Origin of the sequence: uncultured Caballeronia sp. (assembly GCF_964243625.1) — a bacterium.
Taxonomy (GTDB): domain Bacteria; phylum Pseudomonadota; class Gammaproteobacteria; order Burkholderiales; family Burkholderiaceae; genus Caballeronia.
On the sequence record NZ_CAXTGZ010000137.1, the window covers coordinates 1 to 12,392 of the forward strand.

12 protein-coding genes are annotated in these 12,392 nt (G+C 57.5%); 10 read left to right on the forward strand and 2 right to left on the reverse strand.

Annotation, left to right across the window (positions count from 1 at the left end; all coding sequences use genetic code 11):
- From ACFFAR_RS11875 to ACFFAR_RS11905, 7 genes are all read left to right on the forward strand, one after another.
- The coding region (locus ACFFAR_RS11875) for a GlxA family transcriptional regulator (protein WP_375507921.1) at positions 1-587 on the forward strand (587 nt) is incomplete at its 5' end.
- A gap of 248 nt (positions 588-835) precedes the next feature.
- On the forward strand, positions 836-1,702 hold the full coding sequence (locus ACFFAR_RS11880) for an RsbRD N-terminal domain-containing protein (RefSeq protein ID WP_174364958.1): 867 nt from the start codon (positions 836-838) through the stop codon (positions 1,700-1,702).
- A 2-nt stretch (positions 1,703-1,704) separates the two neighbouring features.
- The gene (locus ACFFAR_RS11885) at positions 1,705-2,088 is read left to right on the forward strand and encodes an STAS domain-containing protein (protein ID WP_062001821.1); all 384 of its coding nucleotides are present in this window, start codon (positions 1,705-1,707) and stop codon (positions 2,086-2,088) included.
- Positions 2,089-2,114: 26 nt separating this feature from the next.
- Positions 2,115-2,495 (forward strand): anti-sigma regulatory factor, encoded by a 381-nt coding sequence (locus tag ACFFAR_RS11890; RefSeq protein ID WP_256701020.1) that lies wholly within the window; start codon positions 2,115-2,117, stop codon positions 2,493-2,495.
- Entirely contained in the window at positions 2,480-3,478 is a 999-nt protein-coding gene (locus ACFFAR_RS11895; RefSeq protein ID WP_174364957.1) for a SpoIIE family protein phosphatase, read from the forward strand. Before ACFFAR_RS11890 ends, ACFFAR_RS11895 begins: the two co-directional genes overlap by 16 nt.
- Positions 3,479-3,695: 217 nt before the next feature.
- Entirely contained in the window at positions 3,696-5,183 is a 1,488-nt protein-coding gene (locus ACFFAR_RS11900; protein WP_375507924.1) for an ATP-binding protein, read from the forward strand.
- A 121-nt stretch (positions 5,184-5,304) separates the two neighbouring features.
- Positions 5,305-7,356, forward strand: a complete 2,052-nt coding sequence (locus ACFFAR_RS11905) for an ATP-binding protein (RefSeq protein ID WP_174363762.1) — start codon at positions 5,305-5,307, stop codon at positions 7,354-7,356.
- Between the two features lie 85 nt (positions 7,357-7,441).
- Here ACFFAR_RS11905 and ACFFAR_RS11910 read toward each other — a convergent pair whose 3' ends face one another.
- Positions 7,442-8,254 (reverse strand): phytanoyl-CoA dioxygenase family protein, encoded by an 813-nt coding sequence (locus ACFFAR_RS11910; RefSeq protein WP_174363761.1) that lies wholly within the window; start codon positions 8,252-8,254, stop codon positions 7,442-7,444.
- A 104-nt stretch (positions 8,255-8,358) separates the two neighbouring features.
- Between ACFFAR_RS11910 and ACFFAR_RS11915 the strand changes: the two genes are divergently transcribed.
- From ACFFAR_RS11915 to ACFFAR_RS11925, 3 genes are all read left to right on the forward strand, one after another.
- Complete coding sequence (locus ACFFAR_RS11915; protein ID WP_174363760.1) at positions 8,359-9,267, forward strand: LysR substrate-binding domain-containing protein; 909 nt, start codon at positions 8,359-8,361, stop codon at positions 9,265-9,267.
- A gap of 78 nt (positions 9,268-9,345) precedes the next feature.
- On the forward strand, positions 9,346-9,516 hold the full coding sequence (locus ACFFAR_RS11920; protein WP_174363759.1) for a hypothetical protein: 171 nt from the start codon (positions 9,346-9,348) through the stop codon (positions 9,514-9,516).
- A 114-nt stretch (positions 9,517-9,630) separates the two neighbouring features.
- Positions 9,631-10,902, forward strand: coding sequence for a glycosyl hydrolase family 28-related protein (locus ACFFAR_RS11925; RefSeq protein WP_375507922.1), 1,272 nt, complete (start codon positions 9,631-9,633; stop codon positions 10,900-10,902).
- Between the two features lie 9 nt (positions 10,903-10,911).
- Here the strand turns inward: ACFFAR_RS11925 and ACFFAR_RS11930 are convergent, their stop codons facing one another.
- Positions 10,912-12,198, reverse strand: a complete 1,287-nt coding sequence (locus ACFFAR_RS11930; RefSeq protein ID WP_375507923.1) for a hypothetical protein — start codon at positions 12,196-12,198, stop codon at positions 10,912-10,914.
- Positions 12,199-12,392 lie beyond the last annotated feature (194 nt).

Genomic DNA, 12,392 nt, shown 5'->3' on the forward strand with positions numbered 1-12,392 from the left:
CCGGAGGAGTGCTCGCTTGGGCGGACCTCGGGCTGAGACTCACTGAAAGATTTCTGGGTACAGCGGTCATGCTGGAGACAGCGCGTTTTATGCTCGTTGATCCTCCTGGACGCGAGCAACGCTTCTATTGCGAGTTCGATCCAAAAACGAAACACGGAGACAGAGCCATATTAAAGGCACAGCTATGGCTTCTCACTCAACGCGAGCGTCACGTCAGCGTTGCTGATCTGGCACGGCATGCAGAACTTGAGCAGCGGACATTTCTGCGTCGTTTCTTTGCAGCCACCGGTATGAAGCCAAATGAGTATCAGCAGCGGCTCCGGATCACTCGAGCCCGCGAAATGCTTGAGTTCTCGCAAGCTTCCGTTGAAGACATATCCTGGAGCCTTGGCTACGGCGACGCCACCGGGTTTCGTCGCGTGTTCCGCAAGGTCATGGGACTTACGCCATCCGATTATCGGAGACGATTTTGCCAACCGGCGCCGCAGCGAGCCCTATCTCCTTATAGTCGTCTCATGTCGACTTCACAGCAGTCGCCTGAAGAAGGGGCGCAATCGGCCGTGCAGGGGCGAACCCGCGACGAATGAAAGCGCAAGACGAAGCCGCCGGCGCTTGTTTGAACTGCCCTTCCCGACAAGAAGGAATGCCGACGTTGAGCGTCACATTGGCGCTGCTGCCTTCGTCAATGCGAGCGGTCAATGCGGTCCCACTTGCGGCGTTGAATCCAGTGTAAGCAGGGAGCTACGGCGCCCGACCGCCTTAAATTGGGGTCCGACGAGATGTCCCATATAATCACATTCTGAAAAAATCCGCAAAACAAGATTAGGAGAGTGACTTGAGTAAGCACGCAGGGTTAGCTGGCATTTTCGAAAAAGATGAAGCAAAAATTCTGTCAAGCTGGGTGGCGGAGCAACTTTCCAGCGAAACGCGCCAGGGCGCGTTGTCGGAGGCAGACGTCAAGGAGGCATCGCGGGCTTTCTTGTCAGTATTGGCAAATGCAGTAAAAAATGGATACGACGAGCAGCTTAGCGGTGCTCATTGGGACGACGTCAAAGCCCATCTGTCAAAATTTTCGCGAGAACGTGTGCTTCAAGGTTTTTCCCCGGAGGAAACCGCAACCTTTATTTTCTCGCTGAAAAAACCGTTGTTCCACGGCTTGCGCGATTCGGGCGAGGACATCGATCGTCTGAACGACGAGTTCTGGAAGCTGACGCAGATGATGGACAAACTGGGTCTCGTCACGATCTCCGAATATCAGAAGAGCCGTCAACAGATCATCGAGCGGCAGCAGCAGGAATTGCTCGATCTCACTACGCCAGTCGTCAAGCTGTGGGATTCAATCGTTGCATTGCCGCTGATTGGCACGCTCGACAGCGAGCGCACCCAGGTCGTGATGGAAAGCCTGCTCGATTCGATCGTTGAGAACGAAGCCGCGATTGCGATCATCGACATCACGGGCGTACCGACCGTTGACACGCTGGTCGCGCAGCACCTGCTCAAGACCGTCGCCGCCGCGCGGCTGATGGGCGCAGAGTGCATCATCAGCGGCATTCGACCGCAGATCGCACAAACGATCGTGCACCTGGGTGTCGATCTTGGCGATGTCGTGACCAAGGCCACCTTGGCCGAAGCGCTCAAGATCGCGTTGCGCAGGGTAGGTTTGGTAGTCGGCAAGCTGGGCAGCGTCAAGACAGGCGAATAAGTATGGAGCAAATTCCGGTTCTCAAGCTCGGCGACTTCCTGCTGGTATCGATTCAGGTCGAGCTACACGACGAGTTGGTATTGAATCTGCAGGACGACCTGACCTCGCGCATCGAAAAGACGAGGGCGCGCGGTGTGCTTATCGACATCTCTGCGCTCGAGATCGTCGACTCCTTTATCGGACGGACGCTGGGGCATATTGCTGCCATGGCGCGCGTGCTGGACGCCACCACGGTCCTTGTCGGCATGCGCCCGGCCGTGGCGATCACGCTGGTCGAACTCGGCATGTCGTTAAAAGGAATTCGCACGGCGCTCGACGTTGACAAGGGCATGGCGCTGCTGCGGCGGGCGCTCGACGCGTCGGACGGGACGGGAGAATCCTCATAATTGCACTGAGCCCTGCCGTTCTTGAAATACGCACGTCCGACCAGGTCAACGGTGCGCGTAAATTCATACAGGAACTCGCAATCAAACTTGCTTTCGGGACGCTCGAACGAACCAAGTTCGTCACAGCGGCGAGCGAGCTTGCGCGCAATACGCTTGTACACGGCAAAGGGGGCACGGTCACGATCACCGAGGTCGAACGCGACGGGCGCACCGGAATCAAGCTTGTGTTTGCGGACGAAGGGCCAGGGATTCCGGATATCGAACGGGCGCTGGAAGACGGTTACAGCACGGCGAAAAGCATGGGGCTGGGACTAGGGGGCGCGCGCCGCCTGGTCAACGAATTCGAAATAACATCGACCGTCAATGGCGGCACTAGAGTGAGCATTACGCAATGGAAGAGGCGCTGAGTCTCACGGATCAAAGCGGGGTGGCGCAAGCGCGGCGCGCAACGATCAAGCTTGCGCAAAGCCTCGGATTTTCCGAGCGTTATCAGGCGGACGCCGCGTTGGTCGCAACCGAAGCGGCCACCAACATCATCAAGTACGCCGGGAGCGGTGAGATCCTGCTGCGGCGCTATGCAAGCGGCGACGTCCTGGGCCTCGAATTGCTCGCTCTCGACCGTGGGCCAGGTATCGCGAACCTCGACGCGGCCCGGCGTGACGGGTTCTCGACAGGCGGGAGTCTGGGTGCGGGATTCGGCACGATGTCGCGTCACTCGCACTTGTTCGACATCTATTCCGTTGCAGGGGCCGGCACCGCCGTCCTGGCACGCATCCAGAACTCGAAATCGCATGCCGCCGACATGTCGTCATATGCCGTCGGGGCACGGTCGACTCCGAAGGCTGGCCAGGAAATTTGCGGTGACGCCTGGGGGGCCGACGAGCGGGGCGGTCTAATGCGCGCAGTACTTCTGGATGGCCTGGGTCATGGTCCCCTCGCGTCCGTTGCATCAAGTTGTGCAGTGGACATCTTCCGTCAGTCCGACCGGAACGACACTCCGGAAAGCATTCTCCGTCGCTCGCATGAAGCCCTCAAATCGACGCGCGGCGCTGTCATGGCGGTGGTGCAAATCGATACATCAGCCGGCTCGATCAAGTTTGCCGGAGTAGGCAACATCGTGGGGATCGTGGCGTCCGGCGAAAGCATTCAGCATCTGCTTTCCACCGATGGAACAGTGGGCTACAACATGCGCCTTGTGCGCCAGTCTTCAATCGAATGGACGCCCCGAAGCGTCATCATCCTGACAACGGATGGCTTGTCGACCCGCTGGAACCTGAATCGCCATCCGGGTCTGATTCAACATCATCCAAGCCTGATTGCCGCAGTCCTGCATCGCGACTTCGCGCGCGACACGGACGATGCGACCGTTGTCGTCGTCAAGGCGGTTTGAGATGCTTCATCGAATCCTTTCCACGCCGATCAGCACCAATCTGAGCCTCGTCGCGATCCGCGACCGGTCGCGCCAGGTGGGCGAACTATTCGGGCTCGACAATCTGCAACGCACGCGTTTCATCACGGCCATCTCTGAAATCGCGCGCAATGCCGTACAGTTTGCTGGTGGAGGTACGTTGACGTTCCTTGTCGGCGACGCCAGCGAAGCAATCAACATGCAGTGCGTGGTGGCGCAGATTTCGGACAAAGGGCCGGGTATTACGAACATCGACGAACTGCTTGCCGACGCGACACGGCCCGAAAGGACGTCGACCATCGGGATTCCGGGCAGCCGGCGTATGGCCGACGGATTTTTTATCCGTTCGCAACCGGGCCAGGGGACGACGGTATCGTTGGAAATGTTCCTTCCCCGCGATACGCCCCGACTTACCACCATCCAGTTAAATCGATTGGTCGAGCAGTTGATGCGCAGGAAGGCACAGACGCCTGTCGAGGAGCTCGAGCGGCAGAATCGTGAGATGCTCCTTGCGCTCGAGGAACTGCGCCGCAACAAGGCCGAGCTTGAAGATGCGGATGCCCGCAAGAACGAGTTTCTTGCCATGCTCGCGCACGAGTTGCGCAATCCGCTCTCGGCAATCTCGTTATCGCTCGAAGTCGCGCAGCGCAGCGCCGAGCCGCTCAGCGCGAATCAGACAAAGACCCTGGCGGTGATCGGCCGCCAGACGCAGCATCTTTCCCACATGGTCAACGACCTCCTCGACGTGTCCCGGCTTACACGTGGCAAAGTCGAGTTGAGGACTGAAATTGCGCGTGTTGATACGCTGATTGATGGAGCAGTTGAAATGACTGCTGCTGAAGTGGCGCGCCACGGACACCGCGTAGTCACCGAGTATCCGCCCGAGCCTGTCATGGTCCGGGTCGATGTCGGCAGGTTGAAGCAAGTGTTCGGCAACATCATTCACAACGCTGCGCGCTATACGTCACAAGCGGATGAGATCACCATTCGAGTCGACTTCGACGACCATAGCGTGCGCGTGGAGATCGTTGACCGGGGTATTGGCATCGACGCCAACATGCTTCCACGCGTGTTCGATTTGTTTGCTCAAGCGTCCATGGGGCTTGGGCGTCAGGAAGCCGGCCTCGGCATCGGGCTGACGGTCGTGCAGCGCCTGGTGAGCGATCATGGTGGCACTGTGAGCGTACATAGCGCGGGCATTGGGCAGGGCAGCGCCTTTGTAGTCGAGTTGCCGCGTGTTCACAACCTTGCGCCTGACATACCGGACCCCTGCGCACCAACATACGGAGGGCAACCGCAGAGAGTGCTGCTCGTGGATGACAACGAAGACTCGCTCAGTTCACTGGAAGCATTGTTGAACATGAATGGTCACGAATGTCGCATCGCCCTTAGTGGGAAAGCCGCGCTGAGCCTGGATGCGGGATTTCGACCAACATTTGCAATAGTCGATATCGGGTTGCCGGACATGTCTGGTTTCGATGTTGCGATCAGTTTGCGGGAACGATTCAATAACGAGCCGCTGACATTGATCGCCTTAAGCGGGTACACGACGGCTGAATTCCATAAGGAAGCGATCGAAGCCGGTTTCGACTACTATTTTGCAAAGCCGGTGCCGATCAGCAAGATATTTGAATTGATGGAGGCGTTACCCCCAAGTGAATCGCGTGTCCGCACAAATGGGTTTTGATCGTTGCTACATACGAACCCACGGTTGGATGCGTGGCTCCCTTGGATAGCCATCCGTGTCGGTAGGTTTTGATTCCCGTAACGCTGATAACGAAAAGCCGGTGAACCTTACATACGTCAGAATGATGACCCGATCCGCGCAGGTACTAGCCGCGCTGGCGCTGTTGGTCGTCTCAGCTGTCTTCATTGGGTATGTCACCCACTCTGCGCTGCTCATTACGTTCGCACCTTCGTTGCAGGGCATGTCGCTGTTGACGGCCCTCGGTATAGGATGCGCCGCCCTTGCGTTCTTTGTCCGGCGCCGGGCAGCGTTGGTCGCCGGCTGGGCTGCACTCCTGGCCGCCATTGCCGCACTGGCTTCCCATGCGGCTTTCGGGCGAGACGTCATCAGTCCAAACCTGGCACACGCTGTTTTTGGCCTGCCGCCCGGGCAGAGTGGGCGTACATCGATCGCTACCGCGATCGCAATTGCGCTTGTCGGTCTCGCGCAACATCAGCGGCTCCTGCGGCGGCACCTCCTGGCCGATATGCTCGCGAGTGCAGCGTTGCTGCTCTCGGGCACGGCGCTGCTAGGCTACGCGTACGGCGTTCGAGACCCGTACGGCGTTCGAGACCTCTACGCGCTCTTTCTTTTCAATACGATGGCGGTCCACACTGCCGCCGCGCTATTCGCGCTTGGACTCGCCACGGTGTTTGCGCAAGCAGACCACGGCTGGGCGCGGATGATTGCATCCTCGCGCACGGGCGGTGCGGCAACCCGGCATCAGCTTGCATTCACGCTGCTGCCGCCAGTCGTGGGTGGTGCGCTGCTAGAAGCCATGCACAGTGGCAGGCTAGGGACGGCCGTCGCGATGGCACTGCTCGTCATGATCACGATTGCCCCTTTGATCGCACTGATCCTGCACGACGGCAAGACGCTTGACACGCTCGACCTGGAACGGGAGTTGTCGGATCGACTGAAGCAGCAGACTGCAGACAGTCTCACCGCCCGCCTTGCCGAGCAGGCGGCGGCACTCAATCACGAAAGCGCCGAGCGCGCGAAAGCCGAATCTGCAATGTACGGCGCGCAAAGGCTGGAAGCAGTGGGGCAATTAACCGGCGGTATCGCGCACGATTTCAACAACTTGCTCATGGCTGTCTCGGGCAACTTGCACCTTGCCAAAAGCCGGCTGGGTGACGAGCATCCAGCGCGTACCTACGTGGACAATGCTGTAGTCGCCACTCAGCGTGGAACGAAACTGACCGCCCAGTTGCTGGCGTTTTCACGTACGCAGCGGCTCGACATGCGGCCAATCGAACTCGACGCGGTCGTGCAAGATGCGCGAGGTTTGCTGGATCATGCGTTTGGACCAACAGTCGCGATCGACCTCGAGTTGCTCGCGCCCGGTGCCTGGATCCGCGCCGATGCCGACCAGCTTCACCTCGCCATCTTGAATCTCGCGCTCAATGCGCGTGATGCCATGCCCGCCGGCGGCACGTTCAGCATCCTCACACTGGACGACACTTCGCTACGTCACGACCCAGGCGATGCAGGCTTTGCCATGATCCGCGTGAGTGACAGCGGCGTGGGCATGACGCCCGAAGTCATCGAGCGGGCGATCGATCCGTTTTTCACCACGAAGGAGCGCGGCAGGGGCACGGGCCTCGGCTTGGCGCAAGTGTACGGGGTGGTGAAGCAGTGTGGTGGCGATCTGCGCATTCGAAGCGCGCCGGGAGGGGGCACCACGATTGATCTGCTGTTGCCGCTCACTGCCGAGCGGGCAACAGCGGGGCCGCGTACTCTCGAACCGGGCGCGCCACCTGTTCTCGCAACATCGCGCCCTGGGCCACTTCTTGTGATCGACGACGACGACCATGTACGTATTGCGCTCGCGGAAATGTTCCGTAGCGCCGGTTACGACGTGACCGAAGCAGAAAACGGCGCGGACGGACTACGCGTGCTCGACGAGATCAAACCGGTGCTGGCTGTCATCGACTTCATCATGCCGGGGCTGAATGGGGTTCAAGTCGCGCGCCTTGCTCGCTTGAAGCAACCTTCGCTTCCGATCATTTTCGTGAGCGGCTACGCAGATACGCTCGCGCTGGATGAAATTGGCAATGCCATCATTCTACGAAAGCCAGTCGGGCCGGAAGCGTTGCTCAACGCAGTCGATAATGCATTGCGAGCGGCATGAGCTATTAGATCATTCTCGAGTCGTGGCCAGCGCTGCATGTATTGTGGAACCCATTTACCTTATCGAATTGACGTCTAGCTCGCCTTCAGTAGTGCACCGTATGCGGTCGGTTCAAAATGTCGTCGCTACCCGGTTGCAATGGCACGAAGTTAGTCGAACGCACATAATCCGGGCGTGGCTTCTCCACTTCGGCGGGACGATTTGCGACCTGGTTGTACACGATATACGCCTGCCAGCGGTCGTCCCCCGAAAGATTATGGCCAGACGAATGCACGATATTGGCATCGAAAAATACGACCGTTCCCGGCGCGCCGATGATCGGTACCGCTCTCGGATGAGTCGATAAGACTTCGAGCATTTTCGGCTTTGGCACGACGTAAAAGCGGTATCCGGTCGCGTCGTCGAAAGCGGGTTGCAGCGAGCCGAGCTTGTGGCTTCCTGGAATGAAATACAGACAGCCCCCCATTTCAGTGGGTTCATCCAGCATGACTAGCGCGGTGGTCATCGTCGGGTTTGGCACACCGTCCAGGTGCCATGTTCCAAAGTCCTGATGCCATTGCCATACAGAACCATCGATGGCGGTCTTCAGATTGCACTTCGTGTGATGAATGTAGAGCGCCGGATCATCCAACAGTTGTTGTGCCGGTTCGAGCAGTCGCGGTGCACGCGATACCGCGTGGAACACGGGCGACGCCGTTGGACTCTTTGTTTCATGCACCTTGTAGATCGTCTTCGCAATGCCACCGGTTTTTTCACGAACCAGATGGTCGGTATCGATTTGCTGGATGCGTTTCAGCTCGCGCTTCATCTCCTGAACTTCAACATTGGCCAGCAATGACGGCAGCACGACAAACCCGTCGCGCGCATACGCGGTCAGTTGCACATCACTGAGCTTCAAGATGAATCTCTCCTGGTTGATCTCTTTCAAGCCGGATCGTAGCGGCATCGGGGAGTGTTGTAAAAGATATAATTAGTTCGCTTTCAGTACCTTAAAGGTATGACATGGAACTTCGTCATCTGCGCTATTTCCTGGCCGTCGCGCAAACCCTGAACTTCACCAAAGCCGCCGAGCATCTGCATATGGCGCAGCCCCCGCTGAGCCGGCAGATTCGCGAACTCGAAGATGAACTTGGCGTGGAACTATTCGACCGGCGGGGCAAGCGTGTGACATTGTCGTCGGCGGGGATGGTGTTTGCGGACCGCGCGCAGCGCATCCTGGCATCGGCAGATGCTGCCGTCATCGACTCACAACGCGCGGCGCGCGGCGAGATTGGGCGGCTTGCGGTCGGCTTCTTCGAACACATCGCGTACACGCTGTTGCCTGCGCTCATTCGCGAGTTCCAGCAGCGCTTTCCCGATGTATCCATTGAGTTGCGCTGGTTCACGGCCGCCGAGCAGTTCAACGCGCTTGCGCGCGGTGAAGTCGATGTCGCGTTCGTGCGCGCCGTGCCGCCCGACACGGAACTAAGATCCACGATGATCCTGCGTGAGCCGTTCGTCGTTGCGTTGGCGAAAGATAATCCGCTTGCCACTAAACGCACCATTTCGATCGTCGATTGCGCGAACATGCGCGTGATCAACTATCGCAAGGATGTCGCGCCTGACTATCACGCAATCATCAATCAGCTCTGCGCGCTGGGCGGCTTTTCGCCATCGCCGTTATTCGAAATGGGGCAGATCTACGCATCGCTCGGACTTGTCAGCTCGGGTTTCGGCATTGCGCTGGTGCCTGCCTCGGTGCAGCACGTGCACATGGATAACGTGGTGTACCGGCCGCTTCGCGAACGCCAGGCGGTGAGCGAATTGCAACTCGCATGGACGAATCCATCGCCGCCTGCGGTGTTGAGCGCGTTCGTGGAACTCGCACGCGAGATTGCCGCGCGGCCGGGCAAGCGCGTCATTCATCATTGAGCAAATCCCATTCACAGCATGGATGCTGGCCCGCATGACACTGCGCGCCTACTCATCATAAAAGGCTTGAGGCTCTCGATGGTGCTCCATACCGCTAACACAATCATGCTGGATGCGCCGCGCGCCGCTTGGATTGAACGTGCGGCTAACGATACGGTGATCATGCTGAAAATTCGCGATCGTCAGGTTTCAACTCTAGTTGCAAGCGGACAGAGAGCAACAACTTTGGTTGGCGACTTGTCGATGTAAGGCAATTTTGAGCGCTTTGAAGAGTAGAGATTGTGGGAGGATTAACTACAATGGGCTGCATATTCATCGCATAATCGACTGCCCGCGAACGTCCTGTCTTGTCAATGTCTCTCAATGAAGCGTCCACAAAACCCACGCCGCCTTTTTTGTACCAACGCCGTGCTGAGCGGCATGTTCCTCGCGACCCGGCACATCGCGCATGCGGCAACACTAACGCCGCAAACCGGAACGTTTTCCCACGAAGTCGCCATGCGAAACGCTTCCATTGTCACGCCGATGAGTTTCGGCGCGAAAGGAGACGGCGTATCCGATGACACCGCCGCGTTGAATGCAATGTATGCGCACGTCCGGGGCACTTCGATTCGCACCGTGTTCTTGCGTGGACGCACTTATCTTGTCAAGGGAAGCATCTACGCTCGCGACGTCACGACTGTCGGTGAAGGGGCGACCCTGACTTGTAAAGTCGACAGTGCAAAAGCAAGTTGCGCCTTTGAGTGGGGTGGATCCGATACGTTTGTCACGGAGCTGGTCTTTGATCTTTCCAACATCGGCAAGGACACGATGCAGGGTGTGCTCAACGCGGTCAACGACGCTTCCAACCAGCGTTTTTTTCGAAACCGTGTCTTCTCGCGTACAACGGAAGCGTCGAAGTCCCAGTCAAACATCTTTGGCCCGTGGTTCCTCGGCACCGGGCTCAACGGTCTGTATGTACAAGACAATGTGTTTGAAAAGTGCTCATATGGAGTTCAAATCAACAATCAAGACGGCATGGAAAGGCGGGTCAGGGAGAACCCGCTGGGCAAACCATCCCGGCATCTGCACATCAGCGGCAATAGCTGTGTGGACGCGAGCATCGGCGTCAACACGCCTCATATCATGTGCTCCAACGTTGTCATTGAAGGAAATACGATCACGCCTGGCAGGCTGCAGCTCGATCTGCCGCTCAATGTAGCGCACGTGACCGATCTCGTCATTCGCGGCAACACGGTCGCTTCGAACAGCGCGAGCGCGAACGGTACGCTTCATGTCGAAGACGCGAGCGGGGCGATTACCATCACCGGAAACGTGGTGACCGCGCTTGGGGCGAACAATGGGATTCAATTTGGCGTGGATCCGAGCGTCAGTCACGACGCGCGGGCGGTCACCCGCGCGGTCATTGCCGATAATCATGTGCAAGGATCCACGACTCGCGGCGGTAACACTGGCATCCTGCTGCCTGACCCCGGTACCTCCGACACGATCATTATCGGCAACTACGTCTCGGGGTTCGCGCAAGGCATCAACGCAGTAGCGGAAAGCTCGGTTTCCGGAAATACGATTATTGATTGCCCAACGCCGCTGCGCCTGTCAAAGCGCAGCGCAGTCGGGCAGAACGTCGTCAAATAAATAGAGCGATCACTGATTGACCATTGGCGACTTCGGCAAGGGCAGTTCCAATGACGTTTGCTTAGCTGCAAACGCCGCGGACATACCCGGCTTCACCAGGCGATGCACTACGCTACTTTTTCGATTGACGACGCGTGGAACAAATGCCATGCCTATGACAAGCATGACGGGCGCTCCTGCGATCGGCTGCGATACCATCGCCGTGATCAACAACGGCGCGCAAGTCGCGACTTTCTTCCAGCTCAGACCAGGGCCTAGTCTCAATCCGGAGAGTAGCAGGACCTTGCACGCGAAACCAAACAGTCCGATCATTCCCAGCTCCGCGAGCAGGCAGATCCCATCGTTCTTGCCAAGGCTCGAATAAAGGCCATTGCCAAGTGGATTGCGCCGCACATCCCGGAGACCCCGCTCGATTGAACTCGAGCGGTCTGAGAGTGAGGCGCCGTGCGTAAGTGCCTTGTCTTCCAGTCCGATATAAGGCGTGTACATCGACACCGGATACACTAGCCCAATCATGACCGCCGTGATCACTACACGCCATGACGCGACTCGCGAACCCGAGAATAAAAAGATGGTTCCAATGCTCATTGCAAGCAGAGCGATTCCTAGAGACGAAAACGCACAGATCGTCCCGCCAACAAGCCCAAACATCACAAGTCTGGATCGTCGCGTGAACGCTTCATATGCAAGGCAAAAACATGCAACTGCCTGATAGATGCCCGCTTCGCGGAAGAAGGCACAATAACGGTCGAGCTTGACGGTTCCTGACACGTAATCACCGTAGAGCATTGAAAAGGGAAAATAGATAGCGCCTGTCGATGTCTCCTGGTGCAGAGTGATCTCGGTATATCCTTTCACGTTCAACGAGAAAAGAAACAACGCATCCTTGCTCCCGAGTATTGCCGCCAGTACGACGGTAATGACGCTGGATAGACCGAGCACAGAAATAACCGTACACAAAGTCCTAAAAAATCTGCGGTTGGCTTCCACATCGATGAGGAACATGCCATAGACAAGCGCGATCATGAGAGTGGTGACGAACTCTTTTAATACCCAGTCGAGTTGCGACATTTCGAAGACTATCGAGATGGGGCAAATATACAGCCAATACACACATAGCAAGCTCAGCAGCGAGGCAATGTCCCACCGAATCACGGCATTCGAATAACGAGTTCGTTTTGTGTTGTGCCATATATGAAGGTACACGAGCGGAACGGCCAATACCATGCCCAGAGACGTATATGTTTCACCAAGCGCCGTTGGACGCATCAGGAATAAGTTAAGAACCAAGCCCATGCTCACGACCCCGGTAAAGTCCGGGCCCTTTACTGAATATCTCCGCATCCACATTTTTATTATCACCAATGCTAGTTTTGAGGGATGAAAAACGGCGGCCATAGGCACCGGTTGTATTCGGTAATGGTCGCGGGCGTCCGCCGTGCAGCAACTGGGGTCGCACGGTGCACTTTCAATATCTTATTAAGCTTCCG

Excerpts from the sequence above, each read along its gene's own strand:
- ACFFAR_RS11895 (WP_174364957.1), top strand. The coding sequence starts at position 2,480 with ATGGAAGAGGCGCTGAGTCTCACGGATCAAAGCGGGGTGGCGCAAGCG.
- ACFFAR_RS11900 (WP_375507924.1), top strand. The coding sequence starts at position 3,696 with ATGCAGTGCGTGGTGGCGCAGATTTCGGACAAAGGGCCGGGTATTACG.
- ACFFAR_RS11920 (WP_174363759.1), top strand. The coding sequence starts at position 9,346 with ATGGTGCTCCATACCGCTAACACAATCATGCTGGATGCGCCGCGCGCC.
- ACFFAR_RS11915 (WP_174363760.1), top strand. The coding sequence starts at position 8,359 with ATGGAACTTCGTCATCTGCGCTATTTCCTGGCCGTCGCGCAAACCCTG.
- ACFFAR_RS11885 (WP_062001821.1), top strand. The coding sequence starts at position 1,705 with ATGGAGCAAATTCCGGTTCTCAAGCTCGGCGACTTCCTGCTGGTATCG.
- ACFFAR_RS11930 (WP_375507923.1), bottom strand. The coding sequence starts at position 12,198 with ATGGGCTTGGTTCTTAACTTATTCCTGATGCGTCCAACGGCGCTTGGT.
- ACFFAR_RS11925 (WP_375507922.1), top strand. The coding sequence starts at position 9,631 with ATGAAGCGTCCACAAAACCCACGCCGCCTTTTTTGTACCAACGCCGTG.
- ACFFAR_RS11905 (WP_174363762.1), top strand. The coding sequence starts at position 5,305 with ATGATGACCCGATCCGCGCAGGTACTAGCCGCGCTGGCGCTGTTGGTC.